The organism is Pseudomonas sp. HP_08 (assembly GCF_055284095.1).
On sequence record NZ_JBTOQC010000003.1, the window covers coordinates 145,037 to 158,753 of the forward strand.

A 13,717-nucleotide genomic window follows, 5' to 3' on the forward strand; every position below is an offset into this window, starting at 1 on the left:
AATCCAAGTGTTTGAAGAGACAGACCATTCTAGGCGCGACGGCATCGATCACACAGTTACAGCTGTGTGCAGATAAGCCCCCCAAGTGTTTTCTTCAGGAATGGTTGCGGCGAAAGGTCTCCTCGCCCATGGCCTCGATCTGCCGGTCGATCAAGGCGTCGAAGGGCCGCAGCAGGGCATCGAAGTCATCTGCGCCCTCAAGCACATTCAGCGCCTGCACAATCGACTCCAGAGTCGACAGCGCCTCAGGGGCCGGCGCCTTGCGCAGCCGGTAGCGCGACGCCGGGACATCACCCAACGTGACTCTGGGCAAGGCCGCCAACAAAGGATTGAGGTGCAGGAGTTTACGCGCCTTGCGCCACGTACCATCCGGTACTACCAGCAAGGTTGGCAGCGCATCAGCCGGTATCGGCGTTACCACCTCGGCGTTTTCCCCCGGAAACAGCAGACGCGCCTGATAACCGGGAAGATTGAGCAAGCTTGGCAGATCGTCGAATACCTCGCCCACCCGCAACTGGGCGTTGCGCAGGCCCAGCGCCGCCAGACGCGCCGTATTCAGGGCATGACTGACCTCACTGGGATGTTGTAGCACCAGCACCCGGGTACGACTGTCGAGGCTCGGAATCAAGGCACACAGGCAATGGCTGACCGGGCGCAGGCAGCGCTCGCAACAGACGCGGGACATCAACACACCTCGACACGGGCAAACGGATACGGCCGCACAGTCTATCCCAACCTCTGTGCAGTGGCTGATGCAGCGATGCGTCGGTCGGAGTAAAGTTCATTCAAGGTGCGGCTGAACTAACCTGCAAGCACCGAAGCGGCTTTGCAAAGACTTCGTCAGAGCACGATACGCCCGGGGGTCCAGATGGATCGCGAGGGAATAAAACAACGAGTATTCGATGCACTGGGCATCATTCTGGTCGACAAGTCGCAGATCCACGAAGACTCGACTTTCGAAGAGTTGGTGCTGGATGACGATGATGTCCACGAGCTGTTCAAACGGCTCGAAGTCATGTTCGCCTGTCGCTTCCCGAGCTTTATCAGAGAACGCGCCAACCGACGGCCGGAGCATGTATCACTGCCCATGCTGGTCGATCTGATCGTAATGATGCAGCAAGAAGCCGACCCGGCCGGGCAGCCAGTCGGTAAAGGCACGCCTTGCGAAAAACGCAGATCGTGAAGAACGCAACACTAAGACGCGCCCTCTTCCCGACCTGCACAGGCGACCGGTCAAGCAAGGCTCACCGACGGGGACGGCGTCGCTCGTCGTCGTTGCGCACCGGTACAGGCTGCAATTTCGGCCGTTCGATCAGGCCAAGGGCAACCCCCAGATCATGAAGCCATTCCTGCACTTTACTGTTCATACATGCCCCCTTCAGGGAAAAACCGGCAACCTGTGACTGTTTAACTATCGGCTGCCTGAGATGATTCTAGAGCCAATTCAATATTTCGCCGACTGTAAACCGGAAACATCATATTTCATAAGGGCAATTTGACACTAAACACGCCGGACTTCCTGGCTTGGCGATGAACGGCGAGCACTTGCAGACGATCATTCCGGCAGGTGCATCAGCCCTTCTTCATCGGTCATCGCCCGCTCCAGCAGGTCCGCTGGCAAACTCTTGCTGGCGCGCGCCCCCAAGAGGCGCAACTGCTCGCTACGACTGACCAGATTGCCGCGCCCTTCAGTCAGTTTGTTGCGCGCAGCACCGTAGGCCTTATCCAGTTGCTGCAAGCGATTACCGACTTCGTCCAGATCCTGGATGAACAGCACAAACTTGTCATACAGCCAGCCGGCCCGCTCAGCGATTTCCCGGGCGTTCTGGCTCTGGCGTTCCTGCTTCCACAGACTGTCGATAACCCGCAGGGTGGCCAGCAGCGTGGTCGGGCTGACGATCACGATCTGCCGGTCGAAGGCCTCCTGAAACAGATTCGGCTCAACTTGCAAGGCCGCCGCAAAAGCGGCCTCGATCGGCACGAACAGCAAGACGAAATCCAGGCTGTGCAGCCCCTCCAGACGCTTGTAGTCCTTGCCGGACAAGCCTTTGACATGGTTGCGCAGCGACAGGACATGCTGTTTGAGGGCCGCCTGACCAATAACTTCATCGGCAGCGCTGACATATTGCTGCCAGGCCGTCAGGCTGACCTTGGCGTCGACCACCACCTGCTTGTCGCCTGGCAGCATGATCAATACATCAGGCTGGAAACGCTCGCCGTCGGCACTCTTGAGGTTGACCTGAGTCTGGTATTCGCGGCCCTTCGTCAGCCCTGCGTGTTCCAGCACCCGCTCCAGTATCAGCTCGCCCCAGTTGCCCTGGGTCTTTTGCCCCTTGAGCGCCTGGGTCAGGTTGGTTGCTTCATCGCTCAGGCGCAGGTTCAACTGCTGCAGACGCTCAAGTTCCTTGCTCAGCGAAAAACGCTCACGCGCTTCATTCTGATAGCTTTCCTCGACCCGCTTCTCAAACGACTGAATGCGCTCCTTGAGCGGGTTGAGCAACTGACCCAGCTGCTGCTGGCTGGTTTCGGCGAAACGCTGCTCGCGTTCATCGAAAATTTTCCCGGCCAACTCAGCGAACTGTGCCCGCAGCTCATCACGCGAACCTTGCAGATCGCTGAGACGCTGCTGATGGCTGTCCTGCTGCTCACGCAGCTCTGCCTGCAACGCCGCGCGACTGGCCTCCAGTTGCCGTAGCTCGGCCTCCTTGACCGATCGCTCCTGATTCCAGCCTTGAACAGCATCGCGGCGCTCGTCGCACTCCTCACGCAGCAGCTCGACTTCACGACGCAGCGCTGCCAGGTCAGCCTGACGCGCGGCATTGGCTTCGCTCAGATCACTGATCTCATCGCGGCTGGCATCCAGCTGAGCATTGAGCCCGTCCTGCGCCAGTTGCGACATGCTCAGACGCTCGTCGAGCAATGCGCTGGCAGCCTCGCGAGCAGCCAGCCGACGCTGCAACTGCCAGGCCAGCGCCAGCAAAGGCAGCCCGGCCAGGCCAAGCCCCAGCAACAGACTGGTGAGGTCAAACGCCATATCGACTCCATAGGGATATTCTGGTCGGCAGCATTATGCGCACAACGACCAACAGAAAGAGAGGCAGCGTAGTGATCGCCAAAAGGCAGGGGTAAATCGAGGAGGGCCGAACACTCTACGCCCTTTTTGTGATAGGTAAACCCCCTGATACACCCGGACATGCCCTGGGACAATCCACAGAAGCTGTGGATAACTCAGTGGACAACCCTGCCTTACCCCCCGCAAAGGCACGCCGTATGGGGCTTTGGCTCAAACTGTCGATTTTTTCACCAGTTCAAAAAAGCGATGTTTTTCATTGACTTATTAATTCACTACAGTAAATCAAACGCTTAGGTGCCTACGTGACAGTGATAGGTCATCTTGCATCACCAATGTGCACAACCACTGTTCATGCGCAACACCATTGTCAAGAAGTCTTTACAGTCCTGACCGAAATTGCGCCTCTGGATGTGCATAAAATCACCTTGACAGACCATGAAAAATAAATTCGATACAGGCTTCCATTAGTGCTTTAAGTGCGTTAGCATTCTCGCCGTTAGTACCAAGCTGAATATCAATTCTCTCAGGTCGATCACGTTAGCTCTCTTCAGCAGCCTCTAACAGGCACTGTTACCAACTAGAGCGACACCTTCGCCGGTTCCCCGGACATGCCCCTTGCTACAGCAGCCGAAGATGCGCTGTACGATCAAGGCCCATGCCCCACCAACCCACCTGCAATTGATCAGGATCTTCACCCGGAGCACGGAACCTTAGCTCCTGTCGTGATGCCTGTCCTCTCAAGTACCTACCAGTCAGCCCAAGCGCACTTTTCATAATATGACGCGCTTCAACCGACTGCTTTTATTCCAGTCAGGTTCTGCGCCCGGCCACAGCCCACAATTTCTCTGTAGGCCCGCGTTTACTGGAATCCTTATGGATATACGGCGTCAAAGAATGCCGTTTCAGGAAACATTACACTCATGACCATTCAAAATACTCATACCCAGAAAGCCATCAACGCCCTGACCCACGCCTTCGCACCAATGCACTGCCTCATTCTTGCCTCGCGCAAGGGCAGCTTCAGCTTTACGCTGGTCAACGAACACGGTATTGCCCGTCACAGCGAACGCCTGTACCCGGAGCAATACGAGAGCGCCGCGCCATTGCAGGCAATCATCGAACGCACCCGCCAGGCCCTGGCTGCCTGAGCCGGGCGCACCACCTGGATCGTGCTGGCTAATCACTAACCGATCTAGGCAAGCGATTGCATAACGGCAAATGATGTAAAAACAGACCTTTACATCACAGATATGACACTACACTTGAACTCAAGCGGCTTGCTGCTTCCGACGGACCTGCTTCGACTTATTGCTGCCATGCGCCAGGGTCCGCCGGCCACTTTTCTGAAGTGAGTGGACTGTCTCATGGGTATTGCCGCCTTGGATCTGCACCGTCACGTCATCCGACCGACCCTGGCCTACCTGGGCTACCGCTCCTCCAGCGCCGAGGCACTGTTGCTGGGTATTGCCGCCAGCCAGTCAGCACTCGGCGCCGCGCTGGACAGCCGCCGCGGGCATGGTCTCTATCATATTTCCGAACAACGCCACCAACAGCTCTGGGACAACTACCTCGCCCTGGACCCTGATCTGGCCAGCCGGGTCCGTGGCCTTGCCAGCCAGCATGCATTTCTCACAGGCCCCCATCTGGAACTGACCGTCAACCTGCGCTATGCCACAGCCATTGCCTGGCTGATGATCCAGGCGAAGATCACTATTCTGCCCGCTGAAGACGACCCTTTGGCCATGGCCCGAATATGGCGCCAGATATTTCAGCCCCAAGGCTGCCTGAGAGATTTCGTAACAGCATGGCAAATCAATGTCGCGCCTCTCTTTACACCTGCGTGAACATTCTTCCCGTTTCGCATGTTCGCAGACGTTCGAGGCACAGATGTCGGATTGTCCTACAAGAAAAGGCTCTATTTCGCACTCCTCAGCCTATGGCGCACTGTAAAAAATGTTGATACTTTCGACGCGGTGATTCTCACGGAGTACTAATAATGAAAAAACCAATGCTCAAGACCACACTCGGATTTGCTGCCTGTATCGCGTCTTCACACCTTCTCGCTTCCGGCTTTGCTCTGAACGAACAAAGCATCAGCGGCATGGGCACCAGCTTTGCCGGCCGCTCCTCGGCTGCCGAAGATGCCAGCACCGTGAACGGTAACCCTGCCGGCATGTCGCGCATCAAGCGCGAACAGATCAGCCTCGGCGCGGCGGCCATCTTCGCCAAAACAGACATCGACAACGGCCGTGGCACCTTTGGTGGCAGCAACGACGGCGATATGGTTCCGGTGGTTGCCGTGCCCATGGGCTACTACGTCAAACCACTCAATGAGCAATGGACCTTCGGCCTGGGCGTCTACGCGCCTTACGGCCTGTTGACCGACTACGAAAGCGGCTTCGCCGGCCGCTACTGGTCGGACAAGAGCGAAGTCAAGGTGGTCACTGTCCAGCCGACCATCAGCTATGCCTTCAACGACAAGGTGTCGATCGGCTTCGGCCCGACCCTTAACCGCATCGAAGGCGAACTGAGCTCCAGAACGCCACTGGCTGCCACTCCCGGTCGTAACGACGGCAAGGTCACCATCACCGGCGACGACACCGCCGTCGGCTTCAATGCCGGCCTGCTGGTCCAGGCCACCGATGCTACCCGTCTGGGCCTGACCTATCATTCCAAGGTCAAGTACACGCTCAAGGGCAAGACCAAGGTCGAAGGCCTGGGTTTCGGGCCTTTCAGCGGCCAGAAGTACGACGCCTCACTGGACCTGACAACCCCGGAATCGGTGGACTTCTCCGTTACCCATCAACTGGATGACCAGTGGACCCTTTACGCGGGCAGCACCTGGACACGCTGGAGCCGCCTGCAATCGATCGATGTGGTCAACAAGACGCCAGCACCACTGACGCCGACCATTGGCCTCATTTCCGAACCACAGGAATGGAAAGACACCTGGTACCACGCCATCGGTGCAGCCTATAAGGTCAACCGTGAGTGGACCCTGCGCGCCGGTCTGGCCATGGACGATTCGCCGGTCAGTAACTCGCACCGCTCACCACGCATCCCGACCGGTGATCGCAAGATCGTCAGCTTCGGTGCCGGCTGGAGCCCGACCGACGACATCACTATCGACGTCGCCTACCTGTACCTGCGTGAAGACGAAGCCAAGCTGCGTGACAGCAGTGCCACCAAAGGCACCTATAACGCTGACTATCGCAACAGCGCCCACACCCTCGGTACTTCTCTGACCTACAAGTTCTGACTTTACAGGCCAGATGCAAGAAAGCCCGCGATCAGCAATGATCGCGGGCTTTTTCATGATGCCGGGATAGCTGCGCTCAAGGTTTGGACGCGATAGCCTTCTCAACAGCGGCGAGCAGTTCGGGATCATCCGGTTTGGTCGTGCTGGCAAAAGAGGCAATCACCTTGCCCTGACGATCGATCACATACTTGTAGAAGTTCCAGCGCGGCGCCCCGCTTTGCTCGGCCAGCCCTTTGAATAACGCGATTGCATCATCACCTCGCACCGGCTGTGGCTCGGTCATGGTGAAGGTGACCCCGTAGTTGACGTAGCAGACTTTGGCGGTTTCTTCACCGTCCCCGGACTCTTGCTTGAAGTCGTTGGACGGCACGCCCAGTACTTCCAGGCCTTGCGCCTTGTACTTTTGATTCAGCGCCTCCAACCCCTTGAACTGCGAAGTGAAGCCACAGAAGCTGGCGGTGTTGACCACTACCAGCGGCTTGCCGGCATAACGCTGGCACAGGTTGATCGTCTCTTTGGCCCGCAGCTTGGGCAACTCGCCCTGCAACAGGGCCGGGCAGTCGGCAGCATGTACTGCGCCGCTCATGGCCAGCAGTAAAGCCGGCAGCGTAATCCAGCGAAGGGTCATGCGGGCATCCCTGTTTATTTGCGTGATGCCCGACACATTACTCCATTACCGGACCACACTCATCAACAACGCCTCCATGGCGCGACGATTGTCCAAGGCATCGAAATGTTCGCGCACATACGCCTGGGCTCGCTGCCCCATGCGTAAACAATCGTCCTTGTCGTGGCGCAGTTGCTCGACCAGTTCGGCCAGCCGCAACGCATCATTAGGCGCAAAGATCACCCCGGCCCCGGCCTTTTCGACGATCTGCCCAGCCTCTCCGGCGACCCCGCACAGTACAGGTCGTGCACAGGCCATGTAATCAAGCAGCTTGGTCGGAATGGCCCCCAGAAACAGCGGAATATCCAGCAGCGTCACCACGCAAATATCAGCGGCATTGATATAGGCGCGGGCCTGATGCTTGGGCACTGGTGGCAGGATCAATACATTGTTGAGCCCTAAAGCCTTGATACGTGCCTGTAGCCAAGGCCTGCGCATGCCATCGCCGACCAGTAGGTAACGTAAACGCTTGTCCTGGCTGTGACAGGCAGCCTCCAGCAGCACATTGAGATTATTGGCTTCTCCCATCGCCCCCAGATACAGCACGATATGGCAGTTTTCCCAGCCCAGTTCGCGGCGTATTCGATGCCCTGCCGGCGGGTCTGGAAACAGCATGTGCTGATCGATGCCACAGGTGATCACGTGCAGTTTCTCGGGCGGCCAGCCACGGGCAACGATATCGTCGCGAATCCCGGTGGTCAGCGCGACGATGCGCGTGGCCTGCCAGTAGAGCAGCCGCTCCATCCACGCCATGACCGAAATCAGCAGCTTGTTACGCAATATCCCCATCTGCACCGCCGACGCAGGCCATAGATCGCGCACTTCAAAAACCAGCGGAATGCCACGCAGCTTGCACACCAGCCACACAGGAAGCATCGGAAATATGGGCGGCGACGAGGCCAGTACCACATCGGGCCTGGGAACACGAAGCAGGCCGATGGGAGCGGTCAGCGAAAACGAGATAAAGCCAAGCAAGCGGCCAAAATAGCTGCGGTGCAACTGAGTGTAGGTAAAGGTGCGGATGACATCGACCGCCCCCTCGCGTTCGCGGCGCAACAAGCGTCGATACCAGGGCAATACGGGCTGGTCGGTCTGCATGTAACCCGTCTCACCGGACACTACCGTCACTTCATGCCCGCATTCGGCCAGATGCTGAGTCAGTTCATAGACCAGCGAATGTCCCGGAGCCCCATGGCCCTGGTAATACTGATAAACCACAGCGACTTTCACTGAAGCCCCTCATATATCTGCTTGAGTTTCTCGCCTTCGCATTGCCAGCTCAGGGTCTGGCGCACCTGTTGCAACTTTTCACGCCAGGCTTGCAGGCGCTGTGGATCACCGAAGAAATCATCGATTGCACTGGCCAGCCGCGCAGCACTGCTCAAATCACCGACCAGACCAATCTGCTGGTCATGCACCAGACGGCGTAATTCGGGCAGATCGCTGGCCAGAACAGGCAGGCCGGCGGCAATGAACTCGAACAGCTTGTTGGGCGTGCAGTAGTAATTGTTCAGGCAGATCGGCTGATACGGAATGATGCCGGCATCGGCAGCGCAGGTGATCGACAGCAGACGTGCCTGCGCCACGGCCGGGTGCAGATGAACACGCCGCTGTAATCCCAGGCGGTCGACGAGCCGGCGCAAGACTTCGCCCAGTTGTCCGTCGCCAAGCAACACCAGATGAACATTGGTCGTCTTGAGCAAGCCCATGGCCTGAACCAGCTGGCTCAGGTGGCGACCGGCCGACAGCCCGCCCTGAAACAGCAGAACGTGCTGGCCGACAGGAATACTGAAGCGCTCATGCAGGTAGCGCGAGCGTGGCAGCACCGATTCGACCCGCTCGGCGTTATAGATGACAAACACCTTGGGCAACCCGTAGCGCCTTTGCAGTTCGGCGGCAATCGAGGGGTTGACCGTGATCACCCGGTCGCAGGCCTGGATATGCCGCCGCTCGATTTCAGCCCAGGTCAGCTGTTGCCAGCGGGCAAATTCCTGCTCGCTGTAAAGCTCATGGCTGTCGTAAACCAGCCGGGCGCCAGATTCGGTCGCCAGGGCGCGCGCCACAGCCAGCATTGGCAGATCATGGGCGACGATCACTTCAGCGCAATGCTCACGCCCTGGCGCCAGAAACAGGTTCAGGTAGAAACGCTCCTGATCGACTACCCAGCGCCAGGCCGCCGACTTGAGCAGGCGCATCACTCGACCATTCATCGGCAGATAACGGCGCACCAGGCGGTAAGCCTGGAGCACCCGGTTTTCACGGCGGGCCGCCGCTTCCCTGCCAGCCCCGATGCGCACGACGCGCGGGTCATCTTCGGCATTGGCCTGGTCGAGCGGCATGGCTAGGATCGTCACCTGCCAGCCAGCCTCCTGCAGGCTGTCGGCCTGCAGCAGAATCCGGCGATCTATCTGTCGATCATTGCAAAGCATCAACACACGCGGCGACTCAGACATGGCCTGATGGCCTGTCTGAGTCGATGAAATTACGATGCCACAACTCAAGGCACAACAGCCCCCAGACTACCCGCCCGAACTCATGCTCGTTGCCCAGGGCTTTCTCGACCGCCGCCACGTTATACAGCCCACGCTGACGAGCACGCTCGCTGAGCAAGGTGTCACGTACGAAATCACGGGCTACGCCCTTGGTCCACTGAGTCAAGGGCGTTGGAAACCCCATCTTGTCCTGCCGCTCGAAAATGCTCGCCGGCACAGCACTGCGCACCGACTCCTTGAACAAATGCTTCATCCGCCCATTGGCGAACTTGATAGTGGGCGGGATGGTTGCCATGAACTCGACGATCCGGTGATCGAGCAACGGCACCCGCGATTCGATGGACGCCGCCATGCTGGTGCGGTCCTCGACATGCAGCAGCGCCGGCAACGAGCCCTTCAGGTCGAAATAGGTCATCTGGTTGACCAGCGAGTGCAGACCGTCGCGGTTGAAAATGCGCTGGAACGACTCGAAGGGCGAATAATCGCGTTTACCGCGCAATGCTTCCTGATTGAAAAGCTGGCTCATGCCCTCGCTGCGGTCCACCAGGCTGAAATAACGCTGATCATGGGGGCCGAACAGACCGTCTTTCCACAAGCCCTGAAGCATCGGCTGATACGTCGCCAACAACGGCAGGTTCGCGACGATAGACTCCAGTGACACCGCATAGCGATGCTGGCTGGCCGTCTGGTAGATCGCGCCTGACAGGCACTTTTCCAGATAAGTCGCCATGTAACGGGCATAGCCGATAAACAGCTCATCTCCGCCCTGCCCGCCCAGCACCACCTTCACATGCTGGCTGGCCAGCTGTGAAACGTAGTACTGAGGAATCACCCCCGGCCCTGCCAGCGGCTCATCCATGAAATGCATCAGGCGCGGCAGCACATCGGCCAGTTCGTTGCCGGCCGGAATATAGATCTCGTGATAGGCGGTGCCGGCAAATGCCGATACATCTCTGGCATAGCGCGTCTCATCGAACTGCGGACCTTCATGAAAAGCGCCGGTAAACGTGTTCATCGGCTCGCCACCGAGCATGCGCGAGGCCAGACAAACGATGGCGCTTGAGTCCAGGCCGCCGGACAGATGTGCGCCCAGCGGCACATCCGAACGCATGTGCAGACGAATCGAATCGTCAATCAGGCCCGACAGCGTGTCGATGAAATAACGCTCGTCATGCTCTTCATCGATGTTGTACTGCACATCCCAGTACTGACGGTCACGGATCCTGAGCGTATTGCCCTCATACCAGACTGTCAGGCAATGACCGGGCTCTAGTTTGTCGATGCCCTTGAACAGGGTCTTCTGGTCGAGGCAGAACTGGAAGGTGAGGTAATCCTGCAAACCTTCCTGACTGGCCTGCGCCGGCACCGAGCCATCTGCCAGGATCGCCTTGATTTCGGAAGCGAACAGCAGGCGCTGGCCATCGAAATGGTAATAGAACGGCTTGATGCCGATTCGGTCCCTGGCGCAAAACAGCTTCTGCTCATGCCTGTCCCAGATGGCAAAGGCGAACATGCCCAGCAAGCGATCGAGCATCGACTCGCCCCACTGCCGGTAGGCATGTAGCAGTACCTCAGTGTCCGAATAACTGTGAATCGGATGGCCTTTGCCAATCAGTTCACGACGCAGCTCCAGGTAGTTATAGATCGCACCGTTGAACACCACGATGAAACGGCCGTCTTCGGTGAGCATCGGCTGCTTGCCGTGTTCGGGGTCGATGATGGCCAGTCGGCGGTGACCCAAGGCTACCGGGCGACCAGGGTCGACCCAAAGGCCTTCACCATCAGGGCCACGATGAGCAATCGCGCTCATCATTCGACGAGTTGAAGCCGTGATCGACTCGTATGATCCCGAGATGCTGATACTCCCTGCGATACCACACATAAAACACCTAAGAGCAAGCGGGTGATGACTGACGCTTTAAAAAGAGTCAATCCAGGAATCAGTTTATAAAGCGCCGGTAAATAGCCAGCAGTTTGCGTGCCTCTACTTCCCAGTTGAGTTCCTCGCGCGCCACAGCAGCACCGCGCTTCAAAGAGGCCAGCCGCACAGGATCGGCAAAGAGCCGGTTGACACTGCCGGCAATGGCATCAGGCGAATCAAGGTCGGCCATCACACCGTTACCGTATCGCTTGGCGATATCGCTTAGAAACGGTAGGTCATTACTGATGAAAGGCAGTTCGGCGATGGCAAACTCGAACAACTTATTGGGGCTGCAAAAATAGTTATTCTCGTCAACACCATGATAGGGAATGATCCCAAGATCAGCGTCACACGTCAGTGCGTGCAACTGATCAGAAGGCACACCGCCATAAAAGAAGACGCGACGCGTCAGGCCCAATTCAGAAACTTGCTGTTTCAAGGTTTCCTCAAACGCGCCGTACCCCACCATGACAAGGTATATATCGTCGTCAAAACAGGCGGCTGCCTGGACAATTCTTTCAAGGCCACGGTGATCGGAAATCCACCCCTGATAAAGCAGGATATGGGCATCTGCTCCGATATCAAAGCGCTGCCGCAGGGGTGAGCCCGACAGGAGTGGAACCTTCGGGGCAGCGTTCATGATCACATCAGGTGCCGCCACGTTATAACGCTCCCCCATCAGCATGGCGATATAAGGATTTACGGTAATCGCCGCATCAACCTGCTTGATCAATAGCGACTCTTTCTTTTTATAGTTACGCTGAGTGGCCTTGGGCAATTGCACTTGAGCGTAATACAGCTCATGCGCATCATAAATCAAGGGCACACCGCGGACAGCCGCCAGCTTGACCGCAGGGGCAAGCATGGGAAAGTCATGCACGTGTAATAGATCAACCTGATATTCCATCATTCTTTCCAGGATGAAATGCTCAAACGAGTTCAGGCCGGCAACACGGTTGGCCCAGGCGCGAAACACACGCCATGCCCCGTTATAAGCTTTCGAGCCGGGCACCAGTTTGTGACGCTGGACGAGCCTGTTAAAGCGCGAGTCCCCCCAATCGAAAATGAAACGCTCAACCCTGATGCCCTCATGAATATACGATTCTCGCTCTGGACATTCGAAACCCGCCAGCAATGTCACTTGGTGACCCTGGTCAACAAGCGTTCTGGCTTCCTGCAGAATTCGCCTGTCGATCATCAGATGATCGGCGGTTGTCATTAGTATGTTCATCAAGGTCAGCCGTCGTTTTTTAGAATGTTCACTGACACTGTGCCGTGTCCAGTTTGCTGGCCAGTTTCTCTGGGTCATAGGTTCCGACACCGACCTGGCCACCCTCTTGCGCACCGAGGCCCTTGATACCGTTGTAATAAACTTCTGGCGGCGAACCCTCTTGAGTAAAATACATGCCGTACTTGAGGCTATTCCACGACGTATTTTTTTCTTTATCCAGTTCAAGCAGTGCGCTTTTTGAAACCTGAACCAAACGTCCGGACGTGTTGAAGCACAGTGCAATCCAGTCTTTATAGGTTTCCAGAATCAGGATCGGATGATTATTTACGACCATCGTCCCCATTGTATAAATCCCATTGGCAGACGAGTACACCGTTTGACCATGCCCTGCATTGGCACCCTGTAAATCAGCAAAGCGGATGACACTACTGCCCTCGATGACGCTGGTGTAGACAATGATATCCTTGCCGTCTTTCGTCATGACCAGAGGATCAAGGGCGTTATCGGCCAACACCTTCACAGGGGCGGACCACGTTAAGCCGCTATTACTGACCGCCTGATAAATCGCTGTATAGCGACTCGGTTCATCAGTGTCCGCCGCCGAGAAATAGAGAGTGAAGAGGGGTTTACCATTAACACTTGAGGTTTTTACGAAAGGGAATGCATAGCCACCCTCGAAAGGCAGCTTTGCTTCATCAAAAATATTGCCCTGTTTGACAAAGTCATGATCCGCTTTGGCGACGGCCAGCTTTATTCGCCAACGACCGTCATCCCCGAAGGCCGAGTACAAGAGTCCTTTGCTATCTGCCATGTTATAAACCGTCGGGTACTCAACATGCAGGGACTCCTCCGACACGGGCTGAGTCTTGATGATGGGCTGAGCCTGCCAGGCAAAAACTTCGTCATGCCCAACGCCCTGCCATGCATATCCCAACCCAACCATGGTCATGACCGACGCCACCAGAATCACAGCAATATTATATTTCTTCATATGAACCTCAAAAACCATGCGTACACAACTACTGTTTCAGTGCCATTATCATGAATATTCACTCATGAAATTATAAAAGACTG

Annotated in this window: 13 protein-coding genes; 4 read left to right on the plus strand and 9 right to left on the minus strand. The window is 56.9% G+C overall.

Annotation, left to right across the window (positions count from 1 at the left end):
* Window positions 1-94: 94 nt before the first annotated feature.
* Window positions 95-685, minus strand: a complete 591-nt coding sequence (locus tag ACYAS9_RS04715; protein WP_463567153.1) for a tRNA-uridine aminocarboxypropyltransferase — start codon at window positions 683-685, stop codon at window positions 95-97.
* A gap of 183 nt (window positions 686-868) precedes the next feature.
* On the opposite strand from ACYAS9_RS04715, the gene ACYAS9_RS04720 reads away from it, so the two are divergent.
* A complete protein-coding gene (locus ACYAS9_RS04720) occupies window positions 869-1,183 on the plus strand; it encodes a hypothetical protein (protein WP_463567154.1) in 315 nt (104 codons plus the stop codon).
* 61 nt (window positions 1,184-1,244) lie between these two features.
* On the opposite strand, the gene ACYAS9_RS04725 is transcribed toward ACYAS9_RS04720, so the two are convergent.
* On the minus strand, window positions 1,245-1,367 hold the full coding sequence (locus ACYAS9_RS04725; RefSeq protein ID WP_463567155.1) for a PA1414 family protein: 123 nt from the start codon (window positions 1,365-1,367) through the stop codon (window positions 1,245-1,247).
* 188 nt (window positions 1,368-1,555) lie between these two features.
* Window positions 1,556-2,920, minus strand: coding sequence for a DNA recombination protein RmuC (locus ACYAS9_RS04730; RefSeq protein ID WP_463567238.1), 1,365 nt, complete (start codon window positions 2,918-2,920; stop codon window positions 1,556-1,558).
* A gap of 1,073 nt (window positions 2,921-3,993) precedes the next feature.
* Here ACYAS9_RS04730 and ACYAS9_RS04735 point away from each other — a divergent pair.
* The 3 genes from ACYAS9_RS04735 to ACYAS9_RS04745 all read left to right on the plus strand — a co-directional run bounded on the left by ACYAS9_RS04735 (window position 3,994) and on the right by ACYAS9_RS04745 (window position 6,332).
* Complete coding sequence (locus ACYAS9_RS04735; protein ID WP_463567156.1) at window positions 3,994-4,221, plus strand: hypothetical protein; 228 nt, start codon at window positions 3,994-3,996, stop codon at window positions 4,219-4,221.
* Window positions 4,222-4,437: 216 nt separating this feature from the next.
* A complete protein-coding gene (locus ACYAS9_RS04740; RefSeq protein ID WP_463567157.1) occupies window positions 4,438-4,917 on the plus strand; it encodes a hypothetical protein in 480 nt (159 codons plus the stop codon).
* 152 nt (window positions 4,918-5,069) lie between these two features.
* The gene (locus ACYAS9_RS04745; protein ID WP_463567158.1) at window positions 5,070-6,332 is read left to right on the plus strand and encodes an OmpP1/FadL family transporter; all 1,263 of its coding nucleotides are present in this window, start codon (window positions 5,070-5,072) and stop codon (window positions 6,330-6,332) included.
* 76 nt (window positions 6,333-6,408) lie between these two features.
* Here the strand turns inward: ACYAS9_RS04745 and ACYAS9_RS04750 are convergent, their stop codons facing one another.
* Genes ACYAS9_RS04750 through ACYAS9_RS04775 form a run of 6 tightly spaced genes read right to left on the minus strand, consistent with a single transcriptional unit; the run spans window position 6,409 to window position 13,652 of the window.
* Window positions 6,409-6,960 (minus strand): glutathione peroxidase, encoded by a 552-nt coding sequence (locus ACYAS9_RS04750; RefSeq protein WP_463567159.1) that lies wholly within the window; start codon window positions 6,958-6,960, stop codon window positions 6,409-6,411.
* Between the two features lie 45 nt (window positions 6,961-7,005).
* On the minus strand, window positions 7,006-8,229 hold the full coding sequence (locus tag ACYAS9_RS04755; protein WP_463567160.1) for a glycosyltransferase family 4 protein: 1,224 nt from the start codon (window positions 8,227-8,229) through the stop codon (window positions 7,006-7,008).
* Window positions 8,226-9,452, minus strand: a complete 1,227-nt coding sequence (locus ACYAS9_RS04760) for a glycosyltransferase family 4 protein (protein ID WP_463567161.1) — start codon at window positions 9,450-9,452, stop codon at window positions 8,226-8,228. The genes ACYAS9_RS04755 and ACYAS9_RS04760 overlap by 4 nt, the downstream gene beginning before the upstream one ends.
* A complete protein-coding gene (gene asnB, locus ACYAS9_RS04765) occupies window positions 9,445-11,373 on the minus strand; it encodes an asparagine synthase (glutamine-hydrolyzing) (RefSeq protein ID WP_463567162.1) in 1,929 nt (642 codons plus the stop codon). Before asnB ends, ACYAS9_RS04760 begins: the two co-directional genes overlap by 8 nt.
* Before the next feature lie 58 nt (window positions 11,374-11,431).
* Window positions 11,432-12,631: a glycosyltransferase gene (locus tag ACYAS9_RS04770; protein WP_463567163.1), complete on the minus strand. Its 1,200-nt coding sequence runs from the start codon at window positions 12,629-12,631 to the stop codon at window positions 11,432-11,434.
* Between the two features lie 40 nt (window positions 12,632-12,671).
* Window positions 12,672-13,652, minus strand: coding sequence for a hypothetical protein (locus ACYAS9_RS04775; protein ID WP_463567164.1), 981 nt, complete (start codon window positions 13,650-13,652; stop codon window positions 12,672-12,674).
* Between the last annotated feature and the right edge of the window lie 65 nt (window positions 13,653-13,717).

Bases quoted from the DNA above. Each gene is read 5' to 3' on its own strand.
- ACYAS9_RS04715 (WP_463567153.1), bottom strand. From the start codon at position 685: ATGTCCCGCGTCTGTTGCGAGCGCTGCCTGCGCCCGGTCAGCCATTGC.
- ACYAS9_RS04720 (WP_463567154.1), top strand. From the start codon at position 869: ATGGATCGCGAGGGAATAAAACAACGAGTATTCGATGCACTGGGCATC.
- ACYAS9_RS04725 (WP_463567155.1), bottom strand. From the start codon at position 1,367: ATGAACAGTAAAGTGCAGGAATGGCTTCATGATCTGGGGGTTGCCCTT.
- ACYAS9_RS04735 (WP_463567156.1), top strand. From the start codon at position 3,994: ATGACCATTCAAAATACTCATACCCAGAAAGCCATCAACGCCCTGACC.
- ACYAS9_RS04740 (WP_463567157.1), top strand. From the start codon at position 4,438: ATGGGTATTGCCGCCTTGGATCTGCACCGTCACGTCATCCGACCGACC.
- ACYAS9_RS04745 (WP_463567158.1), top strand. From the start codon at position 5,070: ATGAAAAAACCAATGCTCAAGACCACACTCGGATTTGCTGCCTGTATC.
- ACYAS9_RS04750 (WP_463567159.1), bottom strand. From the start codon at position 6,960: ATGACCCTTCGCTGGATTACGCTGCCGGCTTTACTGCTGGCCATGAGC.
- ACYAS9_RS04760 (WP_463567161.1), bottom strand. From the start codon at position 9,452: ATGTCTGAGTCGCCGCGTGTGTTGATGCTTTGCAATGATCGACAGATA.
- asnB (WP_463567162.1), bottom strand. From the start codon at position 11,373: ATGTGTGGTATCGCAGGGAGTATCAGCATCTCGGGATCATACGAGTCG.
- ACYAS9_RS04770 (WP_463567163.1), bottom strand. From the start codon at position 12,631: ATGACAACCGCCGATCATCTGATGATCGACAGGCGAATTCTGCAGGAA.
- ACYAS9_RS04775 (WP_463567164.1), bottom strand. From the start codon at position 13,652: ATGGTTTTTGAGGTTCATATGAAGAAATATAATATTGCTGTGATTCTG.